The 12,982-nt window shown below is 58.5% G+C and carries 14 protein-coding genes and 1 pseudogene; 7 read left to right on the top strand and 8 right to left on the bottom strand.

All coding sequences use genetic code 11. The features are described 5' to 3' along the window. The first annotated feature begins 4 nt into the window (after positions 1-4). Positions 5-871, top strand: coding sequence for an ACP S-malonyltransferase (gene fabD, locus ACVWZG_RS08355; protein WP_457406024.1), 867 nt, complete (start codon positions 5-7; stop codon positions 869-871). Positions 872-892: 21 nt separating this feature from the next. Here the strand turns inward: fabD and ACVWZG_RS08350 are convergent, their stop codons facing one another. Then, positions 893-2,419 carry a glycoside hydrolase family 3 protein gene (locus tag ACVWZG_RS08350; protein ID WP_457406025.1) on the bottom strand — a complete coding sequence of 509 codons (1,527 nt, stop codon included), beginning with the start codon at positions 2,417-2,419 and terminating at the stop codon, positions 893-895. A 562-nt stretch (positions 2,420-2,981) separates the two neighbouring features. Here ACVWZG_RS08350 and ACVWZG_RS08345 point away from each other — a divergent pair. Continuing rightward, positions 2,982-3,881: a hypothetical protein gene (locus tag ACVWZG_RS08345; RefSeq protein WP_457392781.1), complete on the top strand. Its 900-nt coding sequence runs from the start codon at positions 2,982-2,984 to the stop codon at positions 3,879-3,881. A gap of 35 nt (positions 3,882-3,916) precedes the next feature. On the opposite strand, the gene ACVWZG_RS08340 is transcribed toward ACVWZG_RS08345, so the two are convergent. From ACVWZG_RS08340 to ACVWZG_RS08315, 6 genes are all read right to left on the bottom strand, one after another. Then, on the bottom strand, positions 3,917-5,143 hold the full coding sequence (locus tag ACVWZG_RS08340) for a class I SAM-dependent methyltransferase (RefSeq protein ID WP_457415326.1): 1,227 nt from the start codon (positions 5,141-5,143) through the stop codon (positions 3,917-3,919). Positions 5,144-5,177: 34 nt separating this feature from the next. Beyond that, a complete protein-coding gene (locus ACVWZG_RS08335; RefSeq protein WP_414344869.1) occupies positions 5,178-5,351 on the bottom strand; it encodes a hypothetical protein in 174 nt (57 codons plus the stop codon). A gap of 47 nt (positions 5,352-5,398) precedes the next feature. Then, on the bottom strand, positions 5,399-5,950 hold the full coding sequence (locus tag ACVWZG_RS08330; protein ID WP_011433902.1) for an NAD(P)H-quinone oxidoreductase subunit J: 552 nt from the start codon (positions 5,948-5,950) through the stop codon (positions 5,399-5,401). Between the two features lies 1 nt (position 5,951). Continuing rightward, positions 5,952-6,686, bottom strand: a complete 735-nt coding sequence (locus tag ACVWZG_RS08325) for an NADH dehydrogenase subunit K (RefSeq protein WP_457384275.1) — start codon at positions 6,684-6,686, stop codon at positions 5,952-5,954. Next, positions 6,683-7,045 (bottom strand): photosynthetic/respiratory NAD(P)H-quinone oxidoreductase subunit C, encoded by a 363-nt coding sequence (gene ndhC / locus ACVWZG_RS08320; protein ID WP_011433900.1) that lies wholly within the window; start codon positions 7,043-7,045, stop codon positions 6,683-6,685. Before ndhC ends, ACVWZG_RS08325 begins: the two co-directional genes overlap by 4 nt. Positions 7,046-7,151: 106 nt before the next feature. Beyond that, a complete protein-coding gene (locus tag ACVWZG_RS08315) occupies positions 7,152-7,394 on the bottom strand; it encodes a hypothetical protein (protein ID WP_414344867.1) in 243 nt (80 codons plus the stop codon). Between the two features lie 389 nt (positions 7,395-7,783). Here ACVWZG_RS08315 and ACVWZG_RS08310 point away from each other — a divergent pair. The 4 genes and pseudogenes from ACVWZG_RS08310 to ACVWZG_RS08295 all read left to right on the top strand — a co-directional run bounded on the left by ACVWZG_RS08310 (position 7,784) and on the right by ACVWZG_RS08295 (position 11,411). Next, positions 7,784-9,024, top strand: a pseudogene (locus ACVWZG_RS08310) (RNA-guided endonuclease InsQ/TnpB family protein). Between the two features lie 116 nt (positions 9,025-9,140). After that, entirely contained in the window at positions 9,141-9,800 is a 660-nt protein-coding gene (locus tag ACVWZG_RS08305) for an XRE family transcriptional regulator (RefSeq protein ID WP_457406030.1), read from the top strand. A gap of 151 nt (positions 9,801-9,951) precedes the next feature. After that, positions 9,952-10,779, top strand: coding sequence for an OmpA family protein (locus ACVWZG_RS08300; RefSeq protein WP_414332690.1), 828 nt, complete (start codon positions 9,952-9,954; stop codon positions 10,777-10,779). A 119-nt stretch (positions 10,780-10,898) separates the two neighbouring features. Then, a complete protein-coding gene (locus tag ACVWZG_RS08295; RefSeq protein WP_414402360.1) occupies positions 10,899-11,411 on the top strand; it encodes an ATP-binding protein in 513 nt (170 codons plus the stop codon). Here the strand turns inward: ACVWZG_RS08295 and ACVWZG_RS08290 are convergent. Further along, positions 11,388-12,518 carry a geranylgeranyl reductase family protein gene (locus ACVWZG_RS08290; RefSeq protein WP_457406033.1) on the bottom strand — a complete coding sequence of 377 codons (1,131 nt, stop codon included), beginning with the start codon at positions 12,516-12,518 and terminating at the stop codon, positions 11,388-11,390. The genes ACVWZG_RS08295 and ACVWZG_RS08290 overlap by 24 nt on opposite strands. 110 nt (positions 12,519-12,628) lie before the next feature. On the opposite strand from ACVWZG_RS08290, the gene ACVWZG_RS08285 reads away from it, so the two are divergent. Beyond that, positions 12,629-12,949, top strand: coding sequence for a hypothetical protein (locus ACVWZG_RS08285; protein WP_457406035.1), 321 nt, complete (start codon positions 12,629-12,631; stop codon positions 12,947-12,949). Positions 12,950-12,982 lie beyond the last annotated feature (33 nt).

The following is a 12,982-nucleotide window of genomic DNA, read 5'->3' as shown; positions in this document are numbered from 1 at the left end:
ATTGATGACCGTTGCCTGGATCTATCCCGGCCAGGGATCCCAAGCGGTGGGCATGGGAAGGGACTTGCGGAACTGGCAGGGAGCAGCCCAGAAGTTGGCTTTGGCCCGTGAGATGTTGGGATGGGATCCCCTAGATTTATCGGAAGACCAGATCCACCAGACCGGCTACACGCAACCGGCTTTGTTCACCGTATCGGCCCTGTTGACAGACTATCTCTACGCCCAGGGTCAGGCTCCTGCCTGCACTGCCGGCCACAGCCTGGGAGAATACAGCGCCCTCTATGCTGCCGGCGTGTTTGATTTCGAGACCGGCCTGCGGCTGGTGGCGCTGCGGGGCCAACTGATGGAAGCTGCAGGGGATCCCCCGGGCAGCATGGCGGCAGTGATGGGGTTTGACCGCGACAAGCTGGAGCACCTGTGCCAGATGATCCCCGATGTCACCCTTGCCAACGACAACAGCCCGGATCAGGTGGTGATCAGCGGCTCAGTGGAGGGGGTGCAAGCCGTCTGTGAGCAGTTGCAGGCCAAGCGCACCGTTCCCCTCAAGGTAAGTGGCGCCTTTCACTCGCCCTTTATGCAGGCTGCTGCCGAGGAGTTTGCCCACACCTTGCGCGCTGTTGACTTTCAGCCGCCGCGAGTGCCCGTCTACAGCAACTGCACTGCCACCGCCAGCCGGGATCCGCAAGCCCTTAAGCAGGCGCTGCTGGCCCAGATGACTGCCCCTGTCCGCTGGCGAGAAACCGTGTTGCAGATGGCCGCCGACGGCATCCAAGAGGTGTGGGAAATCGGCCCCGGCAACGTGCTGACGGGCTTGGTGAGGCGAACGGTGCCGACCCTGACGCGGTGCAATTTCAGCAACCTCAGCAGCTAGGGGATCTGCTATGGAGCTCCGCTAACGCGACCAGGATCCCTCCGGGTGGGATCCAACCGGCAAGCGACCCTGGGCCGGGATCTGTCCCAACAACACCTGCAGCAACGCCTGTAGAGAGACGGGGGTAGTGCCGTAGCAGGCCAAATAGACCGGGATCTGGGGCAGGGCAAAGGCGTCGTAGGGGGATCCCAAGGCCAACCCAATCACCTTCTCCGGGGGAAGGGATCCCAGCAGCAACCTCTGCGCCGGATGCCGCCACGTCTCCAGGGATCCCACCAGCACCTGCGCAGCCCTTTGAGCCCCTTCTTGGGCAATCCGCTGCTGTTCGGGGGTGGGATCCAGAGGGATGGAGAACACTTGGGCAGCGGGACAGGCTTTTTGCAGCAGCTCCCCCAACAAAGGTACAGGGGTGATAAGCAGCGGGTCAGGGGCCAAGGGAGGCAGGGATCCCCGTACCAGGGTGATGCTGTCTTGGGCGATTTGGCGGGCCAGTGCCCGGTGGTTTTCCAAGCCGGCAGGGGGGAAAGGGGGGCAGGGGGATCCCAGCCTGTAGCGCCGCTTCAAGGTCAAAATTCGCTCCACTGACCGATCCAACTGCTCAACCGACAAACGACCGGCACGGAACTCCCGCAGCAGATGGGCATAGGCTTCTTTTTGGATGGCCGGGCTAAAGCCGGGATCTGCCCCAAACACCAGCACATCGGCTCCTGCCCTAAAGGCCAGTTCTGCCGCTTCGGGAATGCCGTAGGTGCGGGCAATGGCCCCCATGGTCAGGGAATCCGTCAGGACAAGACCCTGGAAACCCAGCTTCTGCCGCAGCCAGCCGGACACCACCTCAGGGGCCAGCGTTGCCGGTTGCAAGGACTTCGTCCCGCTGTCGCCGACGGATCCCAGAGCCGGCATCACCACATGCGCCGTCATCATCGCCTCTGCCCCTGCCCGGATCAAAGCCTGAAACGGGCGCAATTCCGTGGTCTGTAGCGCCTCCAGAGGGCGATCCACCCGCGGCAACCCCAGGTGGGAATCCATATCGGTGTCCCCATGGCCGGGAAAATGTTTGGGCGTACAGAGGATCCCGGCTTGCCGATAGCCGCGCCACAGGGCGAGGCCGTAATCTGTCACCTGTTTCGGGTCTGACCCAAAGGCTCGGATGCCGATGATGGGGTTGTGGGGGTTGCTGTTCACGTCCACAACAGGGGCGAAGTTGAGGTTAAACCCCAAACTTTTCAGCTCCGTTCCCACCGCACGGGCCATAGCTTCCGCCTTTGCCAGGGATCCCGCTGCTGCCACTGCCATGGCGCTGGGGAACACCGTCACCCCCTCGGTAAGGCGCACCACCGGCCCCCCCTCTTGATCAATGGCTATCCACAGGGGGACAAGGGCTTGTGCCTGAGCCGCGGCAATGAGCTGGGCCACCTGAGGCAACGTTTGAATGTTGCCGGCAATCGAATAGAAGATCAGCCCGCCCACGTGGTAGTCCCGGATCATCTCCTCGAGAGCGGAGGAAAACTCAGCTCCCTCAAAATAAACCAGAAACAGTTGCCCCACTTTCTCCTCAAGGCTCCAAGCCCTGGGATCCACTGCGGCAGCGGGACGGGGTCCTTTCGCGTCAGCGGGACGGAGTCCTATCGAGCATGTCAAAGCAGATGTCCTTGGGCGTCGCTGCCAAGAAAGCCGGTCAGGATGAGCGTAAACTACCCGACATCAACCGCTAGGCGGTACGGAGCGGGCTTTTAGTAGCCCTGCAGTTAGCAAGCCAACCACGAGCCTCTGGGGTGGTTTACAGCACCCCCAATCGACCGTTACCAGTGCCTTAAACAACCGTTTCTGGTGTCCGCAGTATTGTTATAGCATTCCTCCCGACACCGACCCTACGGGTACAGTGCGGGGCTCCTGCAATTTCTAGCTGAAGTGGCTCTTGCAGGTTTAGAGTGGCGATTGACTTGTAGTTGTGGCCATACTGGAGGGATGGCGTAAAGAACTGTAACCTCAGCAGTACACCAGAGTCATCTTGAAGTGCAGTGAAATAGTGCAGTAAAATTGTCTCTAAGGCGTTCTTTGTTCTTTGTGTTGGTTCTAGCTCCCCTTTCTCCTTAAAAAAAGAGGAGTTGTGAGTGAGAGAAAACCTACCCAAACATTACCTATGGTCAAAACAATCTTCAAGACAATCTCCTCTTCCACCCTGGGGTCGATGATGTTGCCTTTCTCCTGCCGCCAGCTTTGGATAACTGCCTTTCCCGCGTTGGCTGGAGTTACGGTGGCTATTGGCGGCCTTGGGGCGGGAGGATCCCTGTGGCAGGCGGGAGCAGCAGGTTTGGCTACGGGGATGACGGGCTATGTGGCTTCTGCTCTATCTGGGAGCGAGGCCAAAGCCAAAATCCAGCTTCTGCAGCACCTCGAAAATCGACAGAAGCAAAACGAAATCACTCCTTCAGACCTACAGCAACTGCAAAGCGAACTGGCCAACCTGCGTGCTGCCCTTGAAGATTGGGCAAAAGTCCAGCAGAAGGGGGTGGCTGCTGCCCAACCTTATGATGAGACTCGTTCGCAAGCTCAAACTCCTCAGCTTCATTTTGAAACAGAGATCCAGATCCAATCTCAAGAAGAACGACTTCCTCAGTTACGCGCAGAAGAGCAAAGCCTGAAAGCCTCGATTGGAGATTTACAAGCCAAGAAAAAAAGGCCCATTCAGTCCCTCAAAGAGAGCATAGCCAAGGTGGAACAACTCCAATCAAAACAGAATCTCCTCAAGCAAGATATTGCCCGCCTAACCCAGGCTTGTCGGTCAACAGGCTCTAGTAACTCCATTAAACGGTCACCTATGCCCGCGAAAGGATCTTCAGACGTATCTCTTGGCTCGGCCCGCATGACCAAAACTGCCGCCGGCGTCGCATGGGCCGACAAATATGACGAAGTCTTTGCAACCCTCGAGGAGCGAATCGACAACCTGGAAGATAGCGCCAGAGCAATGGCAGAACTGGCATCGATGGAAGGCAACGGTAGCCGGTAGGGGCAGACATCCCATCCCAATAGCACCGAAACGGTTCACAGCTCTGGCTCGCCAAAGCCCCGCAGAGGGTGAGCGTGTTCTGAGGGGATCAAGCCCTTGGCCTGCACCAATACCCCAAAGCCCCCCAACCCCATGGGATCCAGCAGCGCGTGAAGAGCGGATCGCCGCCGCAAAACCTGGCCCACATCCACAGCTTCGCCGCCAACCGGGTTCCCCATTTGGCTGAGGGCGGCCAGCCGCTCGGTCAATCCCAGGTTGACCAAAAAGCTGCTTTGCCGGGTGAACCCCAGACATTTTAGCCCCAGAGATTCTCCCACTTGCTCTAGGGTGGTAAAGTCCACATGAGCGGTGAGATCCTGGGATCCCACCCGAACATAGGGGTCCGTATAGCTGCCGTGCTGTCGATAGGCCAGGAGCGTACCTTGGGCGCGGTGGGGGCTGTAGTAGCGCTGGGCGGTGTGGCCATAATCGATGGTGAGCACGTAGCCTCGCCGCAGCTTACGGGCCAGGAGCTGCAGCCACTCCAAGGCTTTTAGGTTCACCTCGGTTTGGTAACCGGACGGATAAGTTTCTACAGGGATCCCCAAGCGGGCAAAATACTCCCTCAGCTCAGGAGTGGACAGATCCCCCAGCACTTCCCGGAAGTTGGCTTCTGCAGCCTCGCCGCAATCGACATAGATTTCTCGCAAAGCCCCATCCTGCACCTGCACCCGATGCACCGGAAAAGCATCCACCAGCTCATTGGAGAAAAAGCAGCCTGTAACTGAGTTATCCGGGATCCCGTCCCAATCCAACCAGCGCACCTTCTCCCCAAAAGGAGCCAATCGCTCCTGTTGGAGCCGCCGCAGGTGGGCAGAACGCTCCAGGATCCCATATTCCAGTGCCTGCCAAAAAGGGGGGTTAGCGGAGCGCACGTAGGTCAGCCAATCCTGGGCCAAGCGACCGCTGCCTGCCCCCATCTCGATGACCGTGAAGGCAGAGGGGGATCCCAAAATGTGCCAGAACTGGTGGATTTGCTCCGCCAACAGTTGGGCAAAGTCCGCCGCCAGGTGGGGAGAGGTGAGGTAGTCGGGGCCAATCGGGGATCCCCGCTCGTAATAGCCCAACCCCGGCTCGTAGAGAGCCCACTCCATAAACTGGGCAAAGGTCACCGGCCCTTGAGCGCGAATGCGGCTGACAATCAACTCCCGCAACTTCTGCGTGGCCTGAGGTGTCGATAGAGAAAGACTCGGGTCGCGTAGGTGTTGCTCAGGAGCGATCACAGGTGAGGATTCCAGGGATCCAGACTCACTCAACTTACTTGTTCAGGGGACGACGCCAATTTTGGCGAAACTGACGGTTCGAGACCAACAACACAGGCCAGAGGGCCGATACCACCCACTTCCCGGAGCCGGAATAGATGCGATCCGCCTTGCGGGCCGAGTACCAAACTCCACCTGCATAGATTGCCAAGAGCAAAAAAGGCCACATCTCAACCCATCCTGTTCAACGCTGCTCACCAGGTCAGGGATCCCCAATCAGTAGGCATCCTGCAGCTCATAGAAGTCAGGCGTGATGTAGTCCTTGCGCAGGGGCCAACCTATCCAGTCTTCCGGCATTAAAATCCGCTTCAGGTTCGGGTGTCCCTCGAAAACAATGCCATACATGTCGTAGGTTTCCCGTTCCTGCCAATCCGCCGACTTCCAAATCCAGTATACGGAAGGTAGGCGTGGATCCTGGCGAGGCAACTTTACCTGGAGCCGCACCTCCTGAGGGCGATCCGCCCCGTCTGACAGCTTGATCAGGTGGTAAAGGCTGACCAGTGGCTGCCCTGCCCCCAGGTCATACCCGCACTGGCACTCCAGGTAGTTAAAGCCGTAGGCATAGAGGGCGGTACACAAGGGTAGGAGAAAGTCCCGCTCCACCTCCAACAGCTCTACCCCCGCTGCGTCTCTCCCCAAATACTGGTGCTCGAAGCCGTTGTCGGCCAGAAACTGGGAAACCGGGCCCCGCTCCAACGTCACCAAGGGTTCCGACTGCTCGCCTGCGGATGGCGGCGCTTGTTTTTCCTGGGCATTCTCCTCTGCCATCTCACACTCCTCCCTGCAAGGCTTTGAGCTGCTGTTCCGCCCGCTTAAAGTCGGCGGTTTGCAAGGCCGGGGGCACCGGCAAGCCAATGGCCGCAGCCAGCTCTGGCGGGGGAGCTTGGCGGGTCTCGCTCTCCAGATACTTGCCGGTGATGATCTCCGGCACAGGCTTGAGGTTGTGCTTAACCGTGTAGTAGCGGTGGGTTTGCTGCAGACGGCCTCGTTCCCGCATGTCCTCGGCGGCGATCTTCTTGCGCAGCTTGACAATGGCATCCATGATCGCTTCTGGACGAGGAGGGCAGCCGGGAATGTACACATCCACCGGGATCAGCTTGTCCACCCCCCGCACTGCCGTGTAGGAATCGGAGCTGAACATGCCACCGCTGATGGTGCAAGCCCCCATGGCGATCACGTACTTCGGCTCAGCCATTTGCTGGTAGAGCTTGACCAACGCCGGAGCCATCTTCATGGTGACCGTACCTGCCGTGATGATCAAATCAGCCGTGCGCGGCGAAGAACGAGGCAGCAGGCCAAAGCGGTCGAAGTCGAAGCGGGATCCCAGCATGGCGGCAAACTCGATGAAGCAGCAGGCGGTGCCGTAGAGCAGCGGCCAGAGGCTGGACATCTTAGCCCAGTTGTACAGGTCGTTCACCGTCGTCAGAACGACGTTGTTGGAGAGGTCGGTAGTCACCTGGGGGGCAGCCCCCGGAAACAAGACTTGCGATTTCTCAGACGTCATGACCATTCCAATGCTCCTTTTCTCCAGGCGTACACAAGACCCACCACAAGGATGGCGATGAAAATCAGGGCCTCCACAAAGGCCAACAGCCCCAAGCGGTGAAACGCCACTGCCCAGGGATAGAGGAACACCGTCTCTACATCGAAAATGACGAAGACCAGTGCGAACATGTAGTAGCGAATGTTGAACTGGATCCAGGCTTGCCCAAACGGCTCCATGCCCGACTCGTAAGTGCTGCGCCGCAGGGATCCCCGCCGCTTTGGCGCTAAGAGTGCGGAAGCCCCCAGAGCCAAAATCGGCAGCAGAGAGCAGACGATTAGAAAAACCAGCAAATACTCGTAGCCGGACAGAACAAACACGACGCCAGACTGCCTCAGGTGCTCAACATTTAGATACGTTTCCAGTATAGAGCCAGTCTGGGGCTCCCCTGCGCCACGGGATCTTCAGTTCTGGTGATGATCACGATTATTGGGAGCGGCGTTTTTCCAGCCAGCCCCACACTCCGCTCACCACCGCCCCGGCCATCAGGATCCCCAAAGCCGGCTGAAACAAAGGCAGCCAGAGCCGCATCCAAAGTTTGTAGCCCAGTGGGATCCCAAGAAAAGCCCCGGTTACGGAAAAGACAAACCAGACAAACCCGGCGAACACCAGAAAGACAACGGCAATCAGGAAGTTATCCAACCAGCGCTTGAGGTCAGAGGAAACCATAGGGATTGAGGCAGAACAGCTTGAAGTAGACCCAGAGGCAATCTGGGAACCGAACCTTTTGGGCCGCTAATGCCGATATCTCAGCATCTTTCACCCAGACAGACTGCCGGAATAAGTTCAACAGACAGGGTAGCTTACCCCAGCACTTGGTGAAGATCCCACGTGCACCTTTTTGGGTAGAGTAAGCTGTGCCGGCCCGCTGCTGACCCGCTGTGAATACAACCCAAAACCACGGTAGCGCCAGTAGGATTCCCCAGCCAGCCTGCTAACAATAAGTGAGATTTCCCTTCTGCCGCTTGGTCAGCTCAGCTAGAAATCGCAGGAGCCCCGCACTGTACCCGTAGGGTCAGTGCCGGGAGGAATGCGCTTTGATGAAGTACAATGAACTTATGAGCCAAGTCCTGACCATATCCTGCAAGCTCAAGGTGTCCCCGTCGCAAGCCGCCAAATTGGACGCGACTTTGGAGGCTTTTGGCCAAGCCTTGAATTGGGTCAACCAGAACACGCCGGAGAAAGTCGCCAACGCCGTTAAGCTCCAGTCTCTGTGCTACCGCGAAATCCGCGCCCGGTTCGGCTTGTCCAGTAACTTGGCTCAACAGATATGCAGACGGCTGGCCGGCGCCCGTAAAGTTGCCCAACAGAAAAACCGCCCCGTCAAAGCGTTCAAAGGGGGCTTCGCTACCTACGACGCTCGTATCTTTTCGTTCCGCGAGAAAGACTGGACGGTGTCGCTGACCACGGTGGAGGGTCGGGAGCGCTTTGAGCTGGCGATTGGCCGCTACCAGAGAGAACGGCTGGCGGGCTCCAATCCCAAATCTGCCACTCTGGTCAAGCGTAAAGACGGCTCCTACTCTATTCAGATCTGTGTGGAAACGGAGCCATCCCCACCGCAACGCACGGGCAGAGTGCTGGGGGTGGACCTGGGAAGGACAGATATTGCCCATACGTCAGAGGGGGACAACTGGAATGGACAGCAGTTGAACCGAGTCCGAGACCACTACTCCCGGTTGAGGGCGGCACTCCAACGCAAAGCCAGTAAGGGCACACGCAGTTCGCGGCGCAGATGCCGTCAACTGTTGCAACGGCTGTCTGGCAAGGAGAGACGCTTTCAGTCGCGTCAGCGTTGCGTAGCAAAAACGTGGGTCAATCATCGCATCTCCAAAGCTATTGTCTCTAGGGCAAAAGCTACCAACAGCGCTATCGCTCTGGAAGACCTGACAGGGATCCGGGAAAGGGTCAATCAACAGCCGCGCAGCAAAGCCGAGCGGCGCAGGGCCAACAGTTGGGCGTTCTACCAACTACGTCAGTTTCTGGAATACAAGGCGAGGGCTGCAGGGGTTTCTCTGGTTCTTGTGCCGCCTGCTTACACGTCGCAGACCTGTCACAAGTGTTTGCACATCCATCCCGACCCTGCGCAATCCTATCGCAGTGGTAAGTCGTTCAAGTGTGGGCACTGTGGATGGGAAGGAGATGCGGACTTGAATGGTGCAAACGTAATTGCGCTCTTGGGGGCTGCCGTAAACCAGCCTAGAGGTTAAGCCTACGGCTCGCTTCGCGAACGGGCTTGTTTTGTTCTCTGGTAGAGCAGAACAGGCTCAGGGCTACTGAAAGCCCGCTCCGTACCGCTTAGCGGTCGGAGCCGGGTAGTTTACGTTGAAGATTCTCCCCAAATGGCTGCACCGGTTGTTGACTTGTCAAGATATAGTGGTAAAAATCTGCTTATACACAATATGTAGCGTTAAGCCGATGTCCATCTCCTCTGGCTCTTCTTTTGCAGACCGCTTGCGATGGGTGATTGGCGATGAAGCCGTCTATGCGTTTGGGCGACGGGCCGGAATTAGCGATACGGCCTTGCGCAGCTACCTGAAGGGATCCGTGCCCAGCATTGACAAGGCCGTGAAAATTGCCCAAGTGGGCCAGGTCAACCTCAATTGGCTGATTACAGGGGAGGGATCCCCGCAGTTGCATCCCGACGCGAAAGCAGAGTATGTGTATGTGCCTTTTGTCGATGTAGCCGCCTCTGCCGGAGCGGGGGTGTTGGTGCGCGAAGAATCGATCGAATCGGTGGTTGCTTTTGAGCGAAACTGGCTGCGGACATACTTGAAGGGAAATCCTGCCGAGCTGAGCCTGATTCGGGTGCAGGGGGATAGCATGTCTCCCACGTTGGAGGATGGCGACTGGATCTTTGTGGAACGGCAAGAGGGCGGGGATCTAAGCTGTGAAGGCATTTACGTCTTTCAGATGGATGGAGATCTGTTGGTCAAACGGCTGCAGCGCCTGCCTGGGTCCCAGGTGAAGGTGATCAGCGACAATCCCCGCTTTCCCCCTTTTGTGGCGGATTTGGCGGATCCCATCAACGGCCTAACCCTCATAGGGCGTTATCGAGGTCGCATCAGTTTTGATTAGCCTCCCACAGCAGATGGCGGGAAGTGGCAGTTGGACCGACCGAGAATCCCCTTGGCGAGATCGGGTCGCCGGTTAGGATGGGTCTTGAGGGTTGAGTTGAGAGGAGTTCCTGCTCCTTGCCTGCGCCCATCCAGCCGGAGGTTTGCCTGCAATGGCTCGTTCGTCCCAGCTCCTAACAGTCGCTCTCCATTCCCTGAGCGGGATCCTCTTGGTCAGCAGCGGAATCTGGGTCGGGATGGTGCTTCCCCAGCAGGCCCAACCTCAGCCCCAGCCGGAGACCAACATCTCTCCCACTCAACCCGCTTCTCCCACACCACCGATCCTGCCCACCTTGGCCCCGCCCCAGGCCAATCCTCCGGTGGCCAGCCCAACAGCAGATGCAGATCCAGAGGAAAATCATGAGAGCCCCACGGATCTGGAGGCAGAGATTCGGGAGATCCGCCAGCAGGTGATCCAGCTCTTGATCAGAATTGAGGAATTGGAGTCGCGGCTGCAACGGCTGCGTTCTCAAACAGCCCCTGAGCCTGTCAGGGAATCTTCCACTGCTGCTGAGATCGCTCCAGGGGCAGAAAGCGCCTCTGCGCCCACCCCGGCTCCGACCACAACGCCGACCTCCTTTCAGGTGGGAACCCAAACCATCAGCCTGCCGGGCGATTTGCTGTTCGATTTTGACAAAGCCGAGATTCGACCTGAAGCAGCCTCGCTGTTGGCCCAGGTGGCCAAGTCCTTGGAAGCTATGCCCGGCGCCCGCGTTCAAGTGAATGGCCACACCGATAACATCGGGCCCTTAAACTACAACTTGGCTCTTTCCCTGCGCCGCGCCAATGCGGTTAAGGACTATTTGACGAAGCTGCTGCCGGAAGGCCATCCCATCAGTTGGACAACCTCTGGCTTTGGTCCCACCTTGCCCGTTGCCGATAACGACACAGAAGCCGGACGGCAGCGGAACCGCCGTGTGGATTTGGTCATCGCTCCCTAGCTGCACCCCCCAAAGTGGGGGATGACACGTTCTAGCAGGGCTCTGGTCTAGAATCTGGTAGGGTCAATCCGGCCAGGATTGATGGGCTTGAGTTCAATCCTCATCGTTGGGGTTCGGTTTTGAACGCGGCAGGGATCCCTCTGGACAAGAGGCAAACGTTTGCGCTGAGGGTTGACACAACCCTGGACGCGCTTGACCAGGTTTTGACCTGGTTTGAGTCTTTCCGAAATGCGGGCATCCCGGATCCCATTTGGGCGGAATGTCAGTTGGCTTTGGTAGAGGGGTTTACCAACGCCGTTCGCCACGCCCACCGCGCTCTGCCGGAAAGTACGCCCATCGACATTGAGCTGCTGCTGATGCCGCAAGGGCTGGAGTTGCGCATCTGGGATCAGGGGCAGGAGTTTGATCTGGAGGGATTTGCTCGGAACTTGTCGGATCCCACATCGCCCAACGCCAATCTTGAGTCCGAGGGGGGACGGGGTATTTTGCTGATGAAAGCTCTCTCTACTCACCTCAGCTACAGCCGCCAAGCGGATGGTCGCAACTGCCTGTTGATCGGCAAGCGCTTCGACGATCCTGGATCTCGCCCGCGTCTGTCGGTGCCGGGCTTAGGCGAGCAGACCACCGCTTAACTTGCGAATAGCTGAGCTGGCCACATCGCTGTAGCGCAGTTCACCGGCCAAGATCTGGCCCATGCACCGAGTGGCTCCCGGTCGTTTGACGCCCACCCTGTAGCCCACGCCCGGAAAGCGATAGAACAACGCCGCAATCCGCTTAGCCCAGCGCATTTCTGAGCCCCATTCCTGCTGCACGCGGGCAGAGTAGTTCGCCAGAGCTTCTGTATCCCCGCCTAGAGCTTGATCGATGGCCTGGGCCGCCAACATGCCGGTGAGAAGGGAAGGGCGGATCCCTTCAGCGGTAAACGGATCGATAACGCAGGCGGCATCTCCCACCAAGAGGGCATTTTGGGTGTGAAGCGGTTGATCTTCGTCCCAGAGGCAGATGGGATGGCCAAACGGCTTGACCGACTTCAAGTCTACGCCAAAGCTTTGGGCATATTGGGCGGCAATTTCCCGCAGGTTTTGTTTTTCTCCACCCCGAAAGGTGCCGGCTCCAATCGAGTAGCCATCAGCCTTGGGGAAGTTCCAAATGTAGCCATTGCTGACGGCGCCGAAGTCAAAATGGGCGGCTGCAGTTTGCGGCTGCAGGAGAGGCACTTCTGCTTCCAAGGCGGCAGCCAAGCGACGGCGGCGTTCCTGAAAGCCCAGCCACTTGGCCATTGAGCCTTTTGCCCCATCGGCCCCGATCACGTACCGACCCCAGACTGGGCCGGCGGTTGTCATCACTTGCCAGCGGTCGCTTTGCCACTCGAGGCCAGAGACAGGGCATTCTGCCTGGAGCGCTGCCCCTTGCTTTTGCGCTTGCTGAATCAGGTAGTGGTCGAAAACATCCCGCCGCACCATCCAAACGGGCTCTTTCAAATCCAAATCGACCACCACCGGATCGCCGCCGCGCCAGGTGTAGCGGATTTGCCGGATCTTGAGGGAAATGGCGGGGCCAAAGTCGAAGTCAAACCAAGCCGCCACCATAGGAGAAACTCCCCCCCCACAGGGTTTGTAGCGGGGCAAGGGATCCTTTTCCAGAACCAGCACCGAGCGTCCCCGCTTGGCCAGATGGTAGGCGGCAGATCCTCCAGCAGGGCCGGCGCCGACGATGACACAGTCGTAGAGTTGCGGCATGGTTTTCGATACTCCAGGCCCCCCCATCCTGGGTTCTGCTCACCAGCTTCTAGCCTATTATGGCTACAGCGAATTGCCTGCACGTTGCTTGCCTTTTTGTCGGGAAGACCATGCGAATTCGCTGGCAGCGCCTTGCCAACCAGCCCTCAGCTTGCTACTGTGCCGCCTGCGGAAAGCGTTTTGCGGGCGGGAAGCGAGTTCGTTGCCTTTTCAACGATAGGGGTCTGAATCTCGGCCCTATTTGCCCAGAGTGCTTTGCCCTTCCCCCAGTTCAGTTGCGAGAACAGATCCACCGCTATGCCTATTTGATGCGCCTGAATCGTCTGCGGGATCCCGGCAGCCAAGACCACGCCCATCATCTGGAACAAGCGGCCCAGGAGCGCTCCATTCGGTATCCGGGCCTGTGGGGCTGGCTGCGGCAGTGGTGGTAGCGTTGGCAAGGGGATTGGGCATTCTGGAAAAGA

The sequence above is a fragment of the Thermostichus sp. OS-CIW-33 genome, assembly GCF_054059615.1.
This window is presented reverse-complemented; position numbering and strand designations above follow the sequence as displayed.

Excerpts from the sequence above, each read along its gene's own strand:
- fabD (WP_457406024.1), top strand. The coding sequence starts at position 5 with ATGACCGTTGCCTGGATCTATCCCGGCCAGGGATCCCAAGCGGTGGGC.
- ACVWZG_RS08335 (WP_414344869.1), bottom strand. The coding sequence starts at position 5,351 with ATGTGGCCTTTTTTGCTCTTGGCAATCTATGCAGGTGGAGTTTGGTAC.
- ACVWZG_RS08330 (WP_011433902.1), bottom strand. The coding sequence starts at position 5,950 with ATGGCAGAGGAGAATGCCCAGGAAAAACAAGCGCCGCCATCCGCAGGC.
- ACVWZG_RS08325 (WP_457384275.1), bottom strand. The coding sequence starts at position 6,686 with ATGACGTCTGAGAAATCGCAAGTCTTGTTTCCGGGGGCTGCCCCCCAG.
- ACVWZG_RS08315 (WP_414344867.1), bottom strand. The coding sequence starts at position 7,394 with ATGGTTTCCTCTGACCTCAAGCGCTGGTTGGATAACTTCCTGATTGCC.
- ACVWZG_RS08305 (WP_457406030.1), top strand. The coding sequence starts at position 9,141 with ATGTCCATCTCCTCTGGCTCTTCTTTTGCAGACCGCTTGCGATGGGTG.
- ACVWZG_RS08300 (WP_414332690.1), top strand. The coding sequence starts at position 9,952 with ATGGCTCGTTCGTCCCAGCTCCTAACAGTCGCTCTCCATTCCCTGAGC.
- ACVWZG_RS08290 (WP_457406033.1), bottom strand. The coding sequence starts at position 12,518 with ATGCCGCAACTCTACGACTGTGTCATCGTCGGCGCCGGCCCTGCTGGA.
- ACVWZG_RS08285 (WP_457406035.1), top strand. The coding sequence starts at position 12,629 with ATGCGAATTCGCTGGCAGCGCCTTGCCAACCAGCCCTCAGCTTGCTAC.